The organism is Pseudoalteromonas sp. TAE56 (assembly GCF_000497955.1).
GTDB lineage: Bacteria > Pseudomonadota > Gammaproteobacteria > Enterobacterales > Alteromonadaceae > Pseudoalteromonas.
Window position 1 is genome coordinate 92,501 of record NZ_AUTN01000069.1, and the last position, 20,154, is coordinate 112,654.

General features: G+C 38.1%; 11 protein-coding genes. 8 read left to right on the forward strand and 3 right to left on the reverse strand.

The window, feature by feature from the left end; all coding sequences use genetic code 11:
- Positions 1-10: 10 nt before the first annotated feature.
- The 3 genes from tyrR to bcsE all read right to left on the reverse strand — a co-directional run bounded on the left by tyrR (position 11) and on the right by bcsE (position 5,128).
- On the reverse strand, positions 11-1,567 hold the full coding sequence (gene tyrR / locus L656_RS0105620) for a transcriptional regulator TyrR (protein WP_002958215.1): 1,557 nt from the start codon (positions 1,565-1,567) through the stop codon (positions 11-13).
- 188 nt (positions 1,568-1,755) lie between these two features.
- Positions 1,756-3,336 (reverse strand): cellulose biosynthesis protein BcsG, encoded by a 1,581-nt coding sequence (gene bcsG / locus L656_RS0105625; protein WP_024596633.1) that lies wholly within the window; start codon positions 3,334-3,336, stop codon positions 1,756-1,758.
- Between the two features lie 169 nt (positions 3,337-3,505).
- Positions 3,506-5,128: a cellulose biosynthesis protein BcsE gene (bcsE, locus tag L656_RS0105635; RefSeq protein ID WP_024598450.1), complete on the reverse strand. Its 1,623-nt coding sequence runs from the start codon at positions 5,126-5,128 to the stop codon at positions 3,506-3,508.
- A gap of 114 nt (positions 5,129-5,242) precedes the next feature.
- Here bcsE and bcsR point away from each other — a divergent pair, with 114 nt between their 5' ends.
- The 8 genes from bcsR to L656_RS0105675 all read left to right on the forward strand — a co-directional run.
- The gene (gene bcsR, locus L656_RS0105640; RefSeq protein ID WP_002958211.1) at positions 5,243-5,422 is read left to right on the forward strand and encodes a BcsR/BcsP family cellulose biosynthesis protein; all 180 of its coding nucleotides are present in this window, start codon (positions 5,243-5,245) and stop codon (positions 5,420-5,422) included.
- A gap of 32 nt (positions 5,423-5,454) precedes the next feature.
- Positions 5,455-6,171 (forward strand): cellulose biosynthesis protein BcsQ, encoded by a 717-nt coding sequence (bcsQ, locus tag L656_RS0105645; protein WP_024596635.1) that lies wholly within the window; start codon positions 5,455-5,457, stop codon positions 6,169-6,171.
- 1 nt (position 6,172) lies between these two features.
- Complete coding sequence (gene bcsA / locus L656_RS0105650; protein ID WP_024598451.1) at positions 6,173-8,842, forward strand: UDP-forming cellulose synthase catalytic subunit; 2,670 nt, start codon at positions 6,173-6,175, stop codon at positions 8,840-8,842.
- Positions 8,835-11,081 carry a cellulose biosynthesis cyclic di-GMP-binding regulatory protein BcsB gene (gene bcsB, locus L656_RS0105655; protein WP_024598452.1) on the forward strand — a complete coding sequence of 749 codons (2,247 nt, stop codon included), beginning with the start codon at positions 8,835-8,837 and terminating at the stop codon, positions 11,079-11,081. Before bcsA ends, bcsB begins: the two co-directional genes overlap by 8 nt.
- Complete coding sequence (gene bcsZ, locus L656_RS0105660) at positions 11,081-12,211, forward strand: cellulose synthase complex periplasmic endoglucanase BcsZ (protein ID WP_024596015.1); 1,131 nt, start codon at positions 11,081-11,083, stop codon at positions 12,209-12,211. Before bcsB ends, bcsZ begins: the two co-directional genes overlap by 1 nt.
- The gene (locus L656_RS0105665) at positions 12,202-16,020 is read left to right on the forward strand and encodes a cellulose synthase subunit BcsC-related outer membrane protein (RefSeq protein WP_024596014.1); all 3,819 of its coding nucleotides are present in this window, start codon (positions 12,202-12,204) and stop codon (positions 16,018-16,020) included. Before bcsZ ends, L656_RS0105665 begins: the two co-directional genes overlap by 10 nt.
- A gap of 247 nt (positions 16,021-16,267) precedes the next feature.
- Positions 16,268-17,761 (forward strand): peptide MFS transporter, encoded by a 1,494-nt coding sequence (locus L656_RS0105670; RefSeq protein ID WP_024598453.1) that lies wholly within the window; start codon positions 16,268-16,270, stop codon positions 17,759-17,761.
- 147 nt (positions 17,762-17,908) lie between these two features.
- The coding region (locus L656_RS0105675) for a metallophosphoesterase (protein ID WP_024598454.1) at positions 17,909-20,154 on the forward strand (2,246 nt) is incomplete at its 3' end.

Here is a 20,154-nt window from a genome sequence, read left to right on the forward strand (position 1 = left end):
TTTAAGTCAATTACACTTTTACTGTTTTTCGATTAATCCCGTAATCACGTAACTTATTAGCTACAGCGGTGTGACTTAGGCCCAATCGCTTAGCTAACTGACGTGAGCTTGGGTAAGCAGGGTAGAGTTTGCGAAGTAAAGTCGCTTCAAAACGTTTAACAGCTTGATCTAGTGAGCCTTCAAAATCAGACTCTAAATACCCTAAATCATGAGTAAAAGTTGGTAACTGCAAATGCTCTACGCGAAGCTCGCTATCATCTAGTAACGACACTGCACGGTAAATTGCATTTTCCAGCTGACGTACATTTCCAGGCCAGGGATACTCTTGTAAAAAGCTTAAACACTCTTGTGATAAAACAGGAATTGCATGACCATTTTGTTGCGCATATTTTTGAATAAAATGCTCTGCAAGTGGTCCTACATCTGCTTTTCTATCTCTTAGTGGCGCTATTTCTAAAGTAAGCACGTTTATACGGTAATATAAGTCTTCTCTAAAAACCCCTTCTTGTACCATTGCAGGTAAGTCTTTTTGAGTAGCGGCAACAATACGTACATTTACTTTAACTTCGTTCTCATCGCCTACTTTTCTAAACGTACCATCTTGTAAAAAACGCAGTAACTTAGTTTGTAGTTGAGTCGACATTTCGCCAACTTCATCTAAAAATACAGTTCCACCATCAGCTTGCTCTAATACACCACGCTTTGGCGCTGCGTTTTCTTCGTACCCGGCATAACCAAATAATTCAGACTCAGCAACATCATCAGGAAGTGAAGCACACGACAGCGCAATAAAAGGCTTAACAGAGCGATTAGATGCGTAATGACACGCGCGAGCTAATAACTCTTTACCTGTGCCAGTTTCACCAGTAATCAAAATAGGGGCTTCTAGTTGCGCCATTTTGCGTGCTTCGCGCACAACTCGGCGCATTGCCGTACTAAAGTTATGAATAGTCGCAAAGCTTTCTTGCCCGTAGCGTCTAAATGCACTGACCTGCTGCCCTAAGCGGCTTTGCGATTTAATGTTAATAACCGCACCCGCAAGCACATCACCTTCACTACCTTGAGGGACTGCAATTGGTAAAATATCTGCAATAAAATCCTCACCCGCCACTTCAACGCGTGTGGTTTGCCCGAGCACTTCTTTACCTTCTAGCCAACGTGTAAAGTTAAACCCTTTAAGTAAGTTATTAATATTTGCACCAATAACTTCTTTTTCAATTAACTGTAGGTCCTTACATGCTGCATCGTTGCATAAGCGTACCCAACCTTTAGCATCAATAGAGATAACGCCATCAGGCAATGCACGTAGCAAAGTATTTAATTCGTTGTGTTCACGCTCAGATGGTAAAAATGCAGTGGTACGCACGTCATGTACGCCGTCGATTAAACGTATCGATGGCATAATTTTTTGAAATTGTTCAAATTCTATTTCGGGAAAACTAACGTACATACGACAATTTACAGAATCGACTTCGATTCCTTTTAAATCAACGCTGTAGTTAACTAATATATTAAGGATTTCTTGAGCAATACCAATTCGATCAGCACAGTGAATATCTAGACGCATACATCCTCAAAGAAGGAAAAACTATATTAGCCGAATAATACGCTAAGTCGCTTTGAGAAGGTAGCTTATTGTAAACATTTTTGGACGAAACAGACTGCGAAAGCGATAAGTTGAAATGCAATTAAACGAAGAAAAACAGCACTGATATTTAACTATACCAGTGCTGTTTGTTAAATCTTATTATGTGACTACTTACCTTGTGGGTAAGCAGACCAATCACCACCATCTAATTGTATAAGTGGTCTTTGGTTAACATACATCATTATTGTGCCTTCGTTTTCAGCAACCTTAGGTGCTGTGGGTAGGTTTTCAAGCAAATTAGCAACACTATTATTCCCACCAAATACATCAGTTTGCAGCGCCTTACTTACCAGCTCTGAAAGCGCAAAGTAACTTGTTGAATCATCAACCACAATTTGCGAATAGTTTTGTACGTCTGGGCCTATAAATTTAATTGCTACAGGTACCGACACAATTGCTGGGCTTGGGATTTCACGTAAACCTGCAAACTGTACTTTGTCACCTTTTAAATTAGCGCCGTGTTCAGGCACTATCATTAACATAACGTTGCGACCGCGTTTTTCTAATTTTTTTACAAATTGGTTAATATCAGCAAACAAGTTTTTATGTCTGATTGGGTATGTCTCTTTACTATTAACCCTTGGTTGATTCTCTAGCTGATTACCATCATGTAAACTTGTGGTGTTGTAGTACATCGCACACGGCTTACAATCTTCAGCTTGCTCTAACCAACCATCCAGCACAGCTTCATCTGAGTAAATAGGACTATTATCAAAGCCTCGTAGCGCCACTGGCATTGAATCTATATTAAATGGCGTACTATCTAGGCCACCGTACTTATTTATTAAACCTTTAAACTCATCAAAATGTCCGTCGTGATTCATCACAACATTGTTTTGATAACCTAGTTTCTCTAGGTTTTTAAACAAGTGACATTGTTCAGGTGCCTCTTTAAATAATGCTGTTTGACTCGTTTGCCCACAACTAGCGCGCAGCAGTCTTACCGCAGCGGGTCCACTGTATGACGTAGCCGAGTTAAAGTCTGAAAACACCACATCAAAGTCTTTATACATATCAGTAACACTTACACCAATAGCATTTAAATCAGCAACAGCCATTGAGCATATGTTCAAAATAATTAAATCAAACAGCTCACCATTCACTTGGTTTGGAAAGTGGCTCATTAGTAAGCTTTGTTGTTGGTAAAAATCAGCTAATTTTTGATCAGGAGATTGCGCTGCCTGAGTGATCACTTGCGTTTGAGGATTACTCTGATTTTGAGTAACCGGTTCAGGGTTTGCCACATTATTAACGAATTGTGATTGAGAGTTATCTCCTTGCCACCCTACAATTAACAGCCCAACAATAGTCACAGTGGTAAAGCGTATCCATTGCGATGTATACCAAAAACACACACTAATTACGAACAAAGCCAACAACATATCAACGCTAATAACTCGGGTTAATAGCTCGATAAAGTAACCAAAACTAAAATCTTGAACGTTACCTGCTTGTTTAGTCAACCTGTTTATTGGTGGCAACCATGAGTCTTGATAAAGTAATACCACTGCAAACACAGCACCTACTATATGTTTTGCCTTCTCTATTAATGGCTGTTTAAATTTAATCGCAAGCAATGAAGCAAAAGCGGCATTAGTTAGTACGTTAAAATCAATTGCACCGTAATAAAACAGAGCAAACTTAACTAAAAAATAAAGGTTCCAAACCCCTAAACCTGATAATTTCACTGCTTATCCTTTTTTACTGTATTTGGTGTATAAGGCTCTAGTACTTCATGTTTAAAAGTAAGCTTATAATAATATTTTGTTATTTGAGATAAAATGTATTTGCCTAGCATACAAAGCACCGCGCCAAGCACCATTGCAAGAAACACGGTAATTAAAAGCTGATTCATACTCATAAGTTATCTCTTAGTTTCATTATAAAAGGCTTAGCATCTGGGCGGCTTTTACTAGAAAATTCTGGGGTGTTAATATTTTCAGTAACGCTGTTTGCTATATCAGGTGCAAATTTATAGCTATCATTCTCAGCAAGTTTTTGCGAGAAATCTACAACACTCTTACCTTTATAAAATCGCCTTAACTGTTTACATTCTTGTTGAATGTAAAAGTGGTCAGAAATTATATTTTGCTGTACAAAAAAATCACTCGTTTTTAATTTAAACAAATGCTTAATTGCATTATCAGCGTCATTTTCTCTACAAGCATGCAAATATAAATAAACTGTATTATCTGCAATGCTAAATACATCACCTTCGCGCTTAATATGAAATAAATGCAAAGGATGAATAGGGTCAATTCTTGGTAGTAGCTCAAGTTTCACTAGCACACCACTAACACCTAAATTAACGGCTGAGTCACTATGAATTTCTACTTGTTTCGTAAACTCGATGAAAGGTAAATATCCTTTCGAAAAGGTATTTTCAGTGTATTTCAAAACATCCTCAACTGAGGAAGGTAAAGGCCTTGAAAACTTAAAACCTTGAATAGATTGCACTTGTGAAAGCAAACGCGAAGGCTCTGAAAAGCTATACAAAATTAGATTTACACCCAAGGTTAAAAATAAGCACTCATCTTGATGGCGAATAACACCATCAACATTTTGAATAACAAGCTTTAACCATCGTCCGCAGTTTTTTCTAAGTTCAAAACACTGCTTACCCAATAGCGCCAAATCGGTGTAACGCGTTACTGCAAAAATTAAGGTGGCTGCTTCTACTTTTGGGCCTTTATTAAATAAATCATTATTATCTTTTACGCTTTTATAATGCATCGGTAACTTAGTACCTTCGGGCACAGCACTTGGCACAAGCCAAACATCGTCTTCATCGGCAAACTCTGACTGTTTAAGTGTTTTACTTTCGCTTGCCGTTCCAGTTTGAACAACAAACTGATTACCACTTAATAATAATTGGTAATGTTCACCAGCAATAACCCCCCTACTGTGACGCCAATAATCATATTCAAGTACTCGAACCGCAGAGTCGTTATCAACAAATACCAGCCCATCAAATACATTGTTTAATCGTCTAAATAAAAAGCGATAATTTGCAATATCAGGTCCCGAAATTAAAAATAATAATGTAGCTCCCGTACTACGAACAAAATCGTTGTACCGCCTCATCATCAGCTCTAAGCTTTTCTCGTCAGTACTGCTTAACTGTGCTGTATGAAAATGAACAAAAATAAGCGCTTTGTTTAGGCGTTTATAAGCACTTATTTCTTTTATAATACCTGAATTAATTTTCTCTATAGAATGATTCTGTGTTTCTGAGGCCAACGAAAAAGGGTGTACTCTATTATGCTTATAAGCATAATTTAACGATGCAGAAAAAGAAGAATCAAAAAATGATTCAACCTCTTGGGAAACTATATATATATCATTAACCAAGCTTTGGTTAATTGAATGTAACGCCAATTCGATTACAAAATTGTCTAAAGGGGCTAAAACAGCATAACTTGAAGCCGATTTTAACTCTTTTGCAGCAGGCTCTAATCCCGTTATGTTAAAGTTATGCACTTAAAACGCCCTATAAAAAATACTTTTTTACTAGTTTTAACCGTTATTCTATATATAATAGCCAAATATTGTCCACTTTTAATCAAAATAATTAAAGTAACTGTAAAGGGAAGAATGAATAACTTGACGCCTAAAAACTCACAAACGTTAACATCAAGTGACATAGAAAACCTTGCACTACGTTTTGGTGGAAAGAGTGATGACTACATAGAAATTGTAAACAAACAGCAAAATAATAATACAATTAATAAGTACGCATTACTTAAAGAAATAAACAACGAACTAAACACATAAGTTAGTTCAATTAAAGATAGGTAAAACTTCCGTTGCAAAGAGTTTTCGTTAAAGGTATCAAAGGCGGTTTAGGCACTACCTCTGTGGTTGCAAATTTAGCGTGCGTGCTAAAAAAGTCTGATGTTGACGTTATTGCAATCGATCTAGATGCAAAAAGTGACCTAGGTTTACATTTTGGCTTGCCATGGAAGTATACCAAAGGCTGGAGTAATGAAGCGAGCTTTGAAGATGCACTTGTGCATTTTCATCAAGATGACGATGGCATTATATTTTTACCATATGGTGACAGCACTGATACTAGCATCGATAACACCACTAAAATGGTAAATAGATGCAAAAACCTAAATTATAGCCAAGAAGCGTGGGTAATTTTTGACTGCCCTGCACATATTAACCTTCCCCACTATCCGTTAGAAAAAAACGATATTGTAATTGAACTGGTTAATTGCGACGCTATTTGTCACAGCTTAATTTATAGACGCCTACAAACACTCAAAAATTCAGATACTGATTGGAAGCATTACTTTTTAGTTAACCGCTATAATTCTGCATCTACGCTAGAATTTGACTTGTTTTCTCTTTGGCAATCTACTCTCCCTCTTATGGCTCCGTTTTTTATCAACAGTGACGAAGTTATTAAAGAGTCAACCGCATACAGAAATGTAGCGCTTAATTGCGCGCCATATAGTGTCGCAAACGATGACTTTGAAACACTAGCTGGTTGGCTAGTTAGTAAAGCGACCTTATAAAATGAGCATTACATTATTTTATCAGCGTCCTATTCACAGCACTTTATACTTGCTGCTGAGCATTTTATTTACTGATAAGTTAGTCCGGTACATTTTATTTAAGTTTCATAGCTACTTTAATCAACATAAAGTAAATGTTATTGAAGCTTTTATAATGCCTTTTATTACGCTTTTAAGCTCACTGTTTATAAATATTAAAAAGCACAAAATCAGCTTTGAATATACCCTTTATGACTACTACCCTCATTTAAGGTTGCCTTACCGAGCCTACATTTACTCAAATATATTACGCTTTATTATACAAAGTGTTTTTTTAGTGTTTTTTAAAAACCAGCTTAAATCTAGTTCTGTAAAAGAAGATGCTGTTAATTATTTTTATGACGGCGTTAGCTACCTTTTAAGGCAATTACGTTGGTTTGATTTAAAGCTAGGTAGATTATTAAAGCGCCTACTATCAAAAAACAAAAAAGGCCCTAAAAAAAGTGCGTTTAAAACCATGGCGGATGCGCGTGTATGGCAAAATAAACTAGTCAAATACGTCATTCTCGCGTTTATTCTATTTTTATTAGCAATATTTATTACAATTCCTTTTAGCTTGGAAGCTCAAGCCGTTTTTATAAGCTTTATTTTACTAGTTGCGTATGCGCTTAAACGAGTAAAAGGCCAAATGGCAACCATTGTCATGATTACTCTGTCAGTAACTACGTCTTCTCGTTACTTGTGGTGGCGTTACACTGAGACTTTAAATTGGGATGATCCACTTGCACTTGCACTAGGTGGTGGCTTATTACTTGCTGAAACGTATGCCTGGCTTGTACTGATTTTAGGTTTTTTCCAAACAATTAACCCGCTTGAGCGAAAACCGGTTCCTTTACCAAAAAACACTGACTTATGGCCAACAGTAGATGTATATATTCCAACTTATAATGAGCCGTTAAGCGTTGTAAGACCCACTACTCTGGCTGCTCTAAGCATCGATTGGCCTGCAGATAAACTAAATGTTTATATATTAGATGATGGTAAGCGCCCAGAGTTTAAGGAATTTGCAGAGGAAATTGGAGTAGGCTATTTAGCTCGTTCGGATAACAATCATGCTAAAGCCGGCAATATGAATAGCGCTATGCGTTATACCGATGGCGAATATATCGCAATTTTTGATTGTGACCACGTTCCTGCTCGCTCGTTCTTACAAATGACGATGGGGCAGTTTTTAAAAGACAGTAAAGTATGCTTGGTACAAACACCGCATCACTTTTTCTCTGCAGATCCGTTTGAGCGTAACCTTAACAACCATAGTCAAATTCCTAACGAAAACATGTTGTTTTATGGGCTTATTCAAGACGGAAACGACATGTGGGATGCAACCTTCTTTTGTGGCTCTTGCGCCGTATTAAAACGAGCTGCGCTTGATGATATTGGCGGTTTTGCGTTTGAAACAGTTACGGAGGATGCTCACACAGCACTTCGTATGCAGCGCGCTGGTTATAAAACTGCTTATATAAATATTCCACAGGCAGCAGGTCTTGCAACCGATAGCCTGTCAGCGCATATAGGTCAACGCATTCGGTGGGCGCGTGGTATGGCGCAGATATTTAGACTTGATAATCCATTAATGGGTAAGGGTTTAAGCATTCCTCAACGATTATGCTACATAAACGCAATGCTGCACTTTTTATCGGGTATTCCTCGTATTGTATTTTTAACAGCCCCTTTAGCGCTAATATATTTTAATGCATACATAATTTATGCCCCATTTTTAGCTATTTTTATTTATGTAGTGCCGACATTAATTCAAATCAAAGCGACTAACTCACGTATTCAAGGTAAATACCGTTACTCCTTTTGGGGTGAAGTGTATGAGTCAGTACTTGCTTGGTACATATTAAAACCAACCACCGTTGCTTTATTTAATCCCAATAAAGGTAAGTTTAATGTAACCGAAAAAGGCGGTTTAAATGATGAAGAGCATTACGACTGGGGTATTTCTAAACCGTATTTAATTCTCTTACTTATTAATTTACTTGGTATATTAGTGGGTGTATTACGTCTATTTTTAGGTGACCCAAGCCAGATTGGCGTACTTATAATAAGTATGGGTTGGGCTTTTTATAATATTATAATTTTAGGTGCTGCGGTTGCCGTTGCTGCTGAAGCTCGTCAAGTGAGGCACTCGCATCGTATAAAGGCAAACTTTCCTGCCGGCGTTCGTTTAGCAAATGGTCATACTTTGAAAGTAAAAATAACGGATTATTCAGATAACGGCGTGGGCATAGAGACAGATCACGCGCATTTATGTCGTGTTAACGATAAAATTGAATTATTAATGAGTCGCGGTAATAAGCAGTTTTCGTTTACAACTTATGTATGTAATACCCGCAAAAAACAAATTGGCCTTACACTTAAAGACTTATCTCTCGAAAAACAGAGAGCTTTTATACAATGTACCTTCTCAAGAGCAGATGCTTGGCTAGATTGGCAAAATAACTTTAGACATGACCGTCCATCGTATAGCTTCAAAGAAGTACAAAAAACCAGTTTACGGGGCTTTAGTAATTTATTATTTCATGCTCCAAGAGCGTTACAACCAGTTATTAAGTTAATGACTAATATTGTCATTTACATAAATTCATTTACTCCAAAAAAACCGATAGTGCATAATAATTATGATTAAAAAGTTACTTAATACATTTCTAACATTGTTACTTATTAGTAGCGCATATAAAGTGCTCGCTATCGAGCCTATGCACGACAAAACCCTGTTTGTAAATGGCTACCCTGAGAGTGCCCAGGTTTCTAGTTTACGCCTTAGCTTTGAAAAATTAGGATTCAATGACTATAAACTCGACGGCGTCAATAATAATTCTCGTGTCGATTTTACAAATAGAATTGATAAATTAAGCACTAATTTAAAGCTTAACTTTTCGTACACTAACTCACCTTCATTACTGGCTAATGTATCGCACTTAAAAGTTTATTTTAACGATAACTTAGTAACAGTATTACCTATTAATGAACAGCTAAGTGTTGTAAAAAATACGGTAAGTCATAGCCTTGACCTAAATGCTAAATACATTCAAGACTACAACCAAATTCGCTTTGAACTAGTTGGTTACTATGATTTACGATGCCAAGATTACTTTAGCCGCTCAATTTGGACTGAAATAAACAAATCAAGCCACATAACGCTTGATCAAAAACAGTTAGCAATTGATAGCCGCCTTGAATATTTACCAGAACCATTTTTTGATGCTAAAGATTACAACAAATTAAACTTACCTTTTGTATTTGCAAGCACACCTAATACACAAGCTATAGAAGCGGCAGCCACTTTATCTAGTTGGTTTGGCGCACAAGCAGACTGGCGTGGCGCTAACTTTCCAGTAGTTTTAAATAAAGCACCAGAGCAGCACAGTGTGGTGTTTATTACTAATGACTCAAAACCTGATTTTTTAAAAGATTATCCAGATGTTGAAAAGCCAACCGTCGAGCTAATTTCAAGCCCTATTCACAGATACAATAAAATGCTGCTAATTTTGGGGCGTGACGAAAAAGACTTAAAAACAGCGGTTACTGGTCTTGTGTTTGGTCATAAGATTATGACTGGCCGAAGTGCAAGTATCGAAGCAATTAACAAACTCCCACTGCGTAAAGCTTATGATGCGCCAAGATGGCTTAGAAACGATCGTCCCGTGCACTTTGACGAGCTTATTGACTATCCAACTCAGTTACAGGCTGAGGGTCTTAACAATGGTCCTATAAAACTAAATGTTCGTTTTGCACCTGATTTATTTACTTGGCGTGAAAAAGGCATTCCTATTACTTTGCAATACCGTAATACGCCAGAGAGCGAAACCTTAAATTCACGTTTAAACATGTTAATAAACCAAGAGTTTATAAGTGGTTTTTTACTTGATAAAAAAGACACATCGTTAACTACCGCAAAAACCTTGCTGCCTTTAATCGCTAATACAGACACAACGCAAAGCGCTGAAGATTTTTCATTGGAAGGTATTAATCTTGCCAATCGCAATGAACTAAACTTTGATTTTAGGTTTGCAGTACTTAAGAAGGGCGAATGTGCCGTTGCTCCCCCTGGCGGCGAATACGGTGTAATTGATGGAAATTCTAATATTGATGTAAGTGGGTTTGACCATTACATAGCTCTGCCTGATTTAAATGTATTTGCAAACAGCGGATTCCCATTTACTAAATACGCAGACTTACAACAAACTTTAGTATTGATAGATGAAGTTCCATCACCTAAAGCGCTATCTGTATTGTTTAATTTAACAGGCCACTTTGGTGCTATCACAGGTTACCCCGCTCATAGAATAAGCGTTGCTCACTTAAATGAAGATGCCAACTTAGATGATAAAGACCTCTTAGTAATCGCAAAACCTAATAGCATTGCTAACAACTTAGATGAAGATGCGCAAACTAATATCTTGCTTGATAACAATCAGCGCGCTATTAAACAAGCTATATACAATGGTGCTTACGATGAGCAAACAACAGATAAAGTTCAAGTAAGTATAAAAAGTAGTGGTGATATGGCCGTTATTACAGGCTTTCAATCACCGTTTGATTCAGAGCGATCAATAGTATCGCTCAGTGCAACATCACAAAAAGCCTTTACTCTACTAGATGATGCGTTAATGAGTTCACAAGCGCTTGCGCAAATTAAAGGCAGTGCTGCGGTCATAAACTCTCAAGGCATTAAAACAATTAAAACTGATGAGCAATATTTTGTTGGTCACATTCCTGTGCATACCCTAATTTGGTTCCATTTATCGGATCACCCATTTGTACTGGCACTGTTGTCTATTTTAACACTACTGCTGATCTCATTTATTATATGGCGATTACTGCAAGCATTAACATACAAGCGCTTAGCTGAAGGAGATAAGTAATGAAGTCACTCATTAATGTATTTTTTACCGTGATTGCATTATTTACCTTTAATGCCAGTGCACAAATAGAGCAATGCCAACCATGGGATGCATGGCAAACGTTTAAAAGTAACTTTATAAGCCAAGATGGCCGCGTTATTGACTTGGGGAGTGAGAAAAAAGTCACAACCTCTGAAGGCCAATCTTATGCGTTGTTTTTTGCTGTTGTAGCAAATGACAAAGCAATGTTTGACTTAGTGCTTGATTGGACGCAAGAACATTTATCAGAAGGTGATTTAAGCACTCGTTTACCGGCATGGCAATGGGGTGTTAATAATCAAAATGTTGGCGGAATTTTAGATTCAAACCCTGCGTCTGATTCAGACTTATGGATAGCATACAGCTTATCGCAAGCTGCTGTTCTTTGGGATGAGCGCCGCTACAGCATATTAGCAGCTGTAATTGCACAGCGAATAATGCGTGAAGAAACCGCTTATATCTCGGGCCTAGGTTTATCATTACTACCCGCTCCTACAGGTTTTGAATTTGATAATGAACGTTTTAAGTTAAACCCGAGCTACTCACCATTATTTATTTACCAGCAGTTTAAAAAGCTCTACCCACACTCGCCTTGGCATCAATTACACGAAGGCTCAGCAAAGCTAATTTTAGATACAGCAAAGCAAGGTGTTAGCCCTGACTGGGTAATGTTTGATGCAAATAACGGCTTTTACTACGATAAAAAAACAACTGACTTGGGCAGTTACAACGCTATTAGAGTATATTTATGGGCAAGCATGATGGCAGACGACGCGCCTTATAAAAAAGAGCTATTAGCGCAATTCAACCCTTTTATTGAAACAATTAATAAACGTGGTTACGTGCCTTTAAATACCTTTGCTAAATCTGGAAAATCTGAAAAAAGAGGCCCTTTGGGCTTTAATTCAGCTTTATTACCTTTACTGGCGACTAATAACGATAATTCTACGGTAATGGCGATTCAGCAAAAACTAATGATTGATAAATCATTTACCCAGACTCGTTATTACGACAGCGTGCTTAACTTGTTTGGTACAAGTGCTTTAAATAAGCGTTTTTCAATTACAGCAGATGGGACGCTACAACCGGTATGGAGCACTGAATGCCGTTAAGGTTTGCCCTCGCTTGCACATTAGCACTTAGCTCTGGATTAAGCGCTAACACAGTCAACGATATTGATACGCAATCTGTTGATTGGTTACTAAGCCAAATAGGTATTGGTGAAGCACAGCAAAATAAAAAACTAGTTGAAGATAGCTTACGAAAGCTAGTCGCTATTGCCCCTGCCCGAATAGAAACGCAGTGCGCAGTAGCGCGTTATGATTTTGCCAATGGCGAATCAGTGAAAGCCAACCAGTTATTAAGCAAAATAGATAACGGGCTTACCAAACAGGCTCCGTGCGTTGAAAAGCTTAAAATACTCTCTCGTATTGAGGGTAAAGATAAGTCTTTAATTCATGAAGCTAGGCTACTTTCTCGAGCTGGACGTTATGAACAAGCCCGTGAAATATACAATAAAATATTTAAAAACACCTACCCTACACTTAATTACGAGCTTGAGCATTTAAGCTGGTACGGACAAGACAGCGACCAATGGGAAAGTGTTAAAAAAGGCTATGAAAAGTTATTAAAAAGCTATTCTAATATCGCTCAAGTAGAAATACCTTATGCTCGCCATTTACTGAGGAAAAACCCAGCAAATAATAAAGCTATAGATATTTTAAGTAATTACGGTACTAGCCCTTCTTTTATTAATGAAGTTGAGTTTATTTGGCTTGCAGCTCTTAAGAGTATGGATCTTACTCAAAATACAGTTGAGCAATACCAACGTTACTTCTCTGTGTACCCATTTAGTAGTAAAGGTAAGTTACAATACGAAGATTTCCAACGAGATTTTAAAGTAAGACAAGCATTACTTGCCGATCCCGCGTATCAGCTTTGGCTTAAAGGCGATCGTTTACTTAATAATAAAAAATTAAAAGAAGCTGAGCCCCTACTATTAAATGCTTTAAAAGGGCGGCCAACCGATAAAGAGATTATGCGCAGCTTAGGGTATTTGTATTTAGCGAAAAGCGACTACAAAAAATCATATTACTATTTTTTTACCGCGCAAAAATATACACCTAACTTTGATGAGCGTGAAAGACTTAAAGAACTCGCGACAGTTGCGAAGTTTTGGCTGTATATGTCTGAAATGGAAGATGCTATTGAGCAATCTGATTTTAAAACAGCACAACTAAAACTAAATCTAGCTGAGCAATTAAATCATGACCAAGAAGCTTTTCTTTATAACAAAGGCCTATTATTTGTAGCTCAAGGAAATTACACACAAGCAGCTACCGCCTATCAAGCAGCCCTAAAAACCAATCCTTTGTATGAAAATGCCTTACTTGGCTTATTAAATATCGCGCAACTAGATCAAAACCAAAAATCAATTCGCAACTTTTATAATTCATTAAACGCAAAGCAACGAGATTTAATCTACCCCTCATATGCACTAGCTACCAGTAATACTCTAAGGGATAAAGCAAGCCAGTATACTAATGGTGGAGAGCTAGAAAAAGCAGAAGAACTACTTAAGCAAGCTATTGAGCTTTCACCTGAACAACCTTGGTTATATTACGATTTAGCTTTTATATACCAACAAAAAGGCCTGACTCAACAAGCACGTGATTTATTTAATAATGTATTGTGGCAGTTCCCGCTAAACCCCCAAATTAGATATAGCCATGCTTTATTTTTGCGCTCTATAAATGATTATGAAGGTGCTTTAGATACACTTAAATATATTCCTTTTAAAAATCGAGATACCGACATTATTGCTTTAGAGCAACAATTGTTGCTTAACGAGTCTCTTACTCAAAGCCAGCAATATCTTGATTTAAAAAACAAATCTGTCGCTATCTACCATTTAAGTAACTTAGAAGCGAGAAAGCTAACACCTGAAATGCAAGCTGAGCTTTCTAATAGTTGGTACAAAATTGATGAAAAACGACATGCTCTTAAATTGCTTTCAAGTGCCCTTTCATCTGACTCATCTTTGTCGCCTTATTGGCACCTTTTACAAGGCCAGTGGATACTAGAGCAAGGTAACCAAGTTGAAATAGAACGCTGGTTTGAGGATTACGTGTTACCAGAGAGCGCTTCTGAAAACGAAACGGCTCAATATGTGCAGTTACAAAATAACTACCTCAACCAGTTTTATACAGGCAGTGACTTAATTGCTAAGCTCAATCAGCTTGATCAAAAATATAAAGATATTCCAGCAACAACAACTGCCCTTATTAATGCAAACTTAGCGCTAGAACAATATGAAGCAGCCGTTATCTTATATCAGCGAAAAGCACAAAGTAGTCAAACAATTGAGCCTCAAGCACTTCTCGCTATTGCTAATGCATACATAGAACTTGGAGACGACTTTCAAGCAAAAGAAGTTACGCAAAAAGCGATAGCGCAAACCACATCGCAAGAGGGTTATTTACAACGCCAAATCATGTCATCTCTTAATGAGTTTAATTACTCAGGGGATGCACTTTATTTAGCTAAGCAACTTATTGAAAAGTCACCAAACGATCAAGAGTTACGCTATTTAGGTGCTCAAGTAGCCAGTAAGTTTAATGAAACCGAACAAGCACAATCTTGGTACGCACAAACCCTGTCACCTAATCGTACTTTAAACGAAAAAGAGCTTTACGGAGCGCTTTTAAAAATAGATGAAAACGATCAATGGTATGTAAACGGTGCTAAACGTGAGCTAATAAACGAGCAAAACAAAAACCAAGCATACATTGCCATTGGTGTTAACTTTAGTGGACAAACAAGCACCGAAAGTGAAGCAACACTTGGTGCGGGCTTAGTACCAATTGAAGCTTACTTTCCACTTTGGCAAGGCCAAGGTTTTATTAAAGTAGACCCGACTACTATTAGCGCACAAACAACTCGCTTTGATGAGCAGTTCGCTGGTAGTCGCTACGGACAAGGTGCTTTATGTATTTTCACTTGTTCAGTCGATGAAGTGACACCAGAGGAAAGTGGTGTAGATATAGGTATTGGTTGGCAAAACGAAAACTGGCGTGTAGATGTAGGCACTACCCCACTTGGCTTTTTAATTGAAGACTTTGTGTGGGGTGTAAATTACGCAGACAGTTTTGGCGACTTTGGATACAGCCTAGAACTTGAAAAGCGCCCAGTTACAAATTCAGTGCTTTCTTATGCGGGCTTAAAAGATGTAAATACAGGTGAAGTTTGGGGGGGCGTACGCTCTACAGGCCTAACAGCTAATGTATCACACGACTTAGGCGGAAAATGGGGTTTTTGGTCAAGCGCCGACTTTACCCTCTATAAAGGCCAAAATGTAAAAGACAACCAACGCTATCGTATGATGGGCGGTACTTATTACCGTGTAATAAGCAATCAAAAGCGTGAATTTATCGTAGGCGCTAGCTTATTACATTGGGCATACAAGTATAATTTAAGTGAAGAAACATGGGGCCATGGTGGTTATTACAGTCCGCAAAACTATGTAGGTCTATCCGTGCCACTCACTTATGACGCGCGTTGGGGCGATGATTTTGTTTATCGATTAAAAACCGGTGTTTCGTACTCGCAAACAAAAACTCAATCTATTGATTTCTTCCCTAACGATAGCGATTTGCAAATAGCTGCGTATGATAGAGAATCAATAACAGGTGTTGACCCTGTATTTGAAGGTGAAACAAGTTCTGGTGTTTCATATAATCTTGAAGGTAGTTTTGAGTATAGAATAACGCCGAATTGGTTCTTTGGTGGCTACTTAGCCATCGATCGCTCTGACTTTTACGAACCAAACTTTGGTCAACTTTACATACGTTACTATTTTAACCCTGTTTATGGAACGCTTGAGTTCCCAGGTACCCCTATTGTTCCTTATGCTGAGTTCTAACTTGGCATAAGGTGATACACCGCGCAATACTTCCCCTAGCACTAAGGTATATGTATACTTGTGCCCAATTGTAACTAGGATAAGGGTGTGTCTCTTACCTTCTGGTGTTACTACCATATAGCAAATCATTATCTTAGCTACAAATAATAAACTGATGGTCGAGCATTTTAGTATGACTAAATACTAAGATAGCTAAAGCAAAAAATTATAAGGCCATTACAACAATTCTTAAAGTTAGGAAGTAAATATGAGTTCAGCTCCAGATAGTGGTTGGTTTGGCCACCCTAAAGGACTTTCGACATTGTTCTTCACTGAAATGTGGGAACGAATGAGTTATTACGGTATGCGAGCTATGCTCGTATTATTCATGACAGCAAGCTTACAAGAAGAAGGCCTTGCCTTTACTGTTGCATCAGCTGCTGCAATCTATGGTTTGTACACAGGCGCAGTATACTTTTTAGGCTTACCAGGTGGTTGGCTAGCTGATAGATTGTTTGGTGGTCAAAAAGCAGTTTGGTATGGCGGCATAATTATTATGATTGGCCATATTATTTTGGCTATTCCACATGATTATTCTTTCTTCGTTGGCTTAATATTTGTAGCAACAGGTACTGGTTTACTAAAACCAAATATCAGTGCAATGGTAGGCCAATTATATAGCGATGCTGATGAGCGTCGTGATGGCGGTTACGCTATTTATTACATGGGTATTAACATGGGTTCTTTAATAGGTTACTACGTATGTGGTTACTTTATGGAGAACGTAGGCTGGCACTGGGCATTTGGTGCGGCAGCTGTAGGTATGGCCATTGGTTTAGTACAGTACAAACTCACACTTAATAACTTACCAAAGCACAGTGCTTTACCGGCTAATCCATTAGGCTCTAAAGGTACTTCACGTGCATGGGGCGGTATTGCTGCATTTGTAATTGCAGCTGCTGCAGTTACTACGGCTGCAATGACCGGCGCTATTGTTATTAATCCAACTGTAGTTGCAGGTTACACAGCCATTGTATTTACTATTATCTTTTTTGTTTATTTTGGAGTTATTTACTTTACAGGTAATTTAACAGATGCAGAAAAACAAAGAATGTGGGCACTATTTTTAGTATGTATTGCATCTGCATGTTTTTGGTCTGGCTTTGAACAAGCTGGTTCATCATTAAACTTATTTGCTCGCGACTATACTGACCGTCTTATTGGTACTTTTGAAATCCCTACAACGTGGTTTCAATCATTAAACTCACTGTTTATTATTGCTTTATCGCCATTTTTTGCAGCGCTTTGGATTAACTTATCTAAAAGCTTAGTATCACCTAGCTACAGCGTTAAATGTGCAATTGGCTTAATTATCATGGCATCAGGCTTTTTAGTTATGTTTATGGCGGCTCATTACGCAGCTGAAGGCTTAAAAGTTGCGCCTTACTGGCTTGTTACTACGTACTTTTTACATACAGTGGGTGAGCTTTGTTTAAGCCCTGTAGCATTAAGTGCTGTAAGTAAGCTATCGCCTAAACGTTACACTGGCCAAATGATGGGTGTGTTTGTATTAACTTACTCAATCGGTAACATCATCGCAGGTTTACTTGCTGGTAATTTCGATCCGAATAATGTTGATGAAATTCCTAACTTATACTTACAAATTGCATTATTTAGCATTGGTGTTGGTGTTGTTTTAGTACTAATGACTTTTAAAGCTAAAGTATGGGAAAAACAAGGTTTAGAAGAGAAAGTCTCTTAATTATTGTTTATTTCAAATGTAGCAATATAACCTAAGACAATTCCTCCATAGCTTCTATGGGGGAATTTTTTATTCAACTTTGCCCTTCCCCCGTTAACTGATATTATATCCTGATTGGTTATTGAATAGACTCAGGGACATCCGTAGATGCAATCGTTAACGATATCACGTGTTATTATATTTATATTTCTTAGCTTTATTCTAACTGCCTGTGGTAGCGGTGATGAAGTGACGGTTAATCCAAACGATCCTGTTGAGCCTGAACCTAGCAAATTAACACTATCAAGCGCTAATGGTTTAGAGGCTACATTAGACGAAGGCAATTTTATATTTAATGCACCTTCCAGTGCTATTTCTAGTGATGTAGAGCTTACCTACGAGAGAACATTATTAGATGAGACGAATATACAACAAAATATAATTTCTGATTTACATGCGCTTACGCCCTCCACGCTTACTCTTGAAAAACCTATTACCATTACAATAAAAATCCCTGATGACTATGCATTAGGCGGACAACTGTTTATCGCAAAACTATCGGGCGCTAATTGGGATACTGTTACAAATTCAATAGTTTTAGATGGGTTTGTTAGCGCTCAAGTAACAACACTGGGCACATATGCAATACAAATGCAGCGCAATGAAGCTTTCGCAAATATCGGCCCAACTTGCGACGCTAATGCAACAGAGCAATCGGTAAGGTTTGTTCACGTTGCAGATTTACATGCTCGCTTTGGCTATGAAGAGCAATATTTCAGCCGGATCAAAGCCTACTACAACCAAGTAGCAAGCCAAACTCCGCACACCTTATTTACAAACGGTGGTGACGACTATGAAAAAGGCACCGTTGCTGAGCAATTATCACAAGGTACCGCGACAGAAGAAGCTATTAAAGCAATGCAGTTTGACCTACGAGTCGTTGGAAATCATGATTATGCTTGGGGCCCTGAAAAATTACTAAGTTATTCCCAAGACGAGAATGCAATCGTACTTGCTAGTAATACTCGTTATGAAGCAGAGCAACTACAAGATTTTGAAGGCGTAGGATTTGCAAAAGTTCAAGTAGGATGTATTACACTTGGTGTGTTTGGCATGACCTCAGTGCCATGGAATGAGCTAGATGAACCTATTCAAGATGATCCGATCCCTGATTTTATTAAACAGTTTAAAATGAGCTGGCAATGGCAACAAATCGCACAAAGCATCGTAAACCAATACAGTGATGATGTAGATTACATGATTATGTTGAGCCATTTAGGTGTAGGCCAAGATACTGATATGGCAACAAACGTACCCGGTATCGACTTAGTACTTGGCGGCCATACACACGGTGGGGAAAGCTACACAACCCTTGATAACGGCGCTATTGTTTTACAACCGGACTTTTACGCTAAAGGTATTACGGACTTAACGCTTAATTTTAATTTAGCTGATAAATCATCCCCTGTTGTTGATTACAAAACGATTGAAACCGATACAATTGATGAACGCGATGAGGCAACAAAACTAGCTATAGATGAGATAATGGGGCGTTATGCTCCCGATGCAGAAACTGAAATCGCTATTTCTGAAAACTATCCAACTGATGCGCAGCTAGCCGAAATAACCGCCTTAGCCGCAAAACATTCAAGCACAATTAGCGCAGCATTACTTAATCCTGAACTAGTACAAAAGCGCTGGACACCCGGCACACTTACTCAAGAAGACTTCCATAAAGCTTTTTACGTAGAAAGACAGCCATCAAATACGCCAGGGTTTAACTCTATTTATAAAGTAACTGTATCGGGAAGCGACTTAACAACGATGTTTGCAAGTCAACCAGATTGGTTTTTACTTAAACCTGAGGATATACAACCCACTAATAATTACGAAGTTGCACTATTTAAAGGAGCAGCTTTGAATCCTGATTTATTTTTTAATAGTGTTACATTCTCAAACGTAGAACCGATAGCTGAAGCTTGGTGGCTACTTGATAAATATGCACGTGCTAGAACAAGTCAGTGCCTACACCTTGACACTGACACCGAACTTTATTCATGCAACAACTTAGCAAATGTAACCGTATGGAACTTTGACGATACTAACAACCCGTTAGCAGCTGATTTTGGACCTTCGGTACTTAGCTACTTTGATCCAGATGAAACAAACTGGGGCACTGCAGAGACACAATATAGCACCACTACTCAATTAAATATTGATGATTTAAGTGATGGTCCTTCAGGTGTTATGGCGTTTTCTCGCCACGCTCCAACAGAAGGCTTACTTATTGATTTAAACACACCTGCAAATGGTGACTTTGCAAATGAAGGAATGGTGTCTGACTACACCTTGGTTATGGATTTATACTGGCCCGCAGAAGGTAAAGATATTTACCGTGCAATTATGCAAGCCAA

What these genes read in the sequence shown, in the direction of transcription:
- tyrR (WP_002958215.1), bottom strand. Translation starts at nt 1,567, where the DNA reads ATGCGTCTAGATATTCACTGTGCTGATCGAATTGGTATTGCTCAAGAA.
- bcsR (WP_002958211.1), top strand. Translation starts at nt 5,243, where the DNA reads ATGAATAACTTGACGCCTAAAAACTCACAAACGTTAACATCAAGTGAC.
- bcsA (WP_024598451.1), top strand. Translation starts at nt 6,173, where the DNA reads ATGAGCATTACATTATTTTATCAGCGTCCTATTCACAGCACTTTATAC.
- bcsB (WP_024598452.1), top strand. Translation starts at nt 8,835, where the DNA reads ATGATTAAAAAGTTACTTAATACATTTCTAACATTGTTACTTATTAGT.
- bcsZ (WP_024596015.1), top strand. Translation starts at nt 11,081, where the DNA reads ATGAAGTCACTCATTAATGTATTTTTTACCGTGATTGCATTATTTACC.
- L656_RS0105665 (WP_024596014.1), top strand. Translation starts at nt 12,202, where the DNA reads ATGCCGTTAAGGTTTGCCCTCGCTTGCACATTAGCACTTAGCTCTGGA.
- L656_RS0105670 (WP_024598453.1), top strand. Translation starts at nt 16,268, where the DNA reads ATGAGTTCAGCTCCAGATAGTGGTTGGTTTGGCCACCCTAAAGGACTT.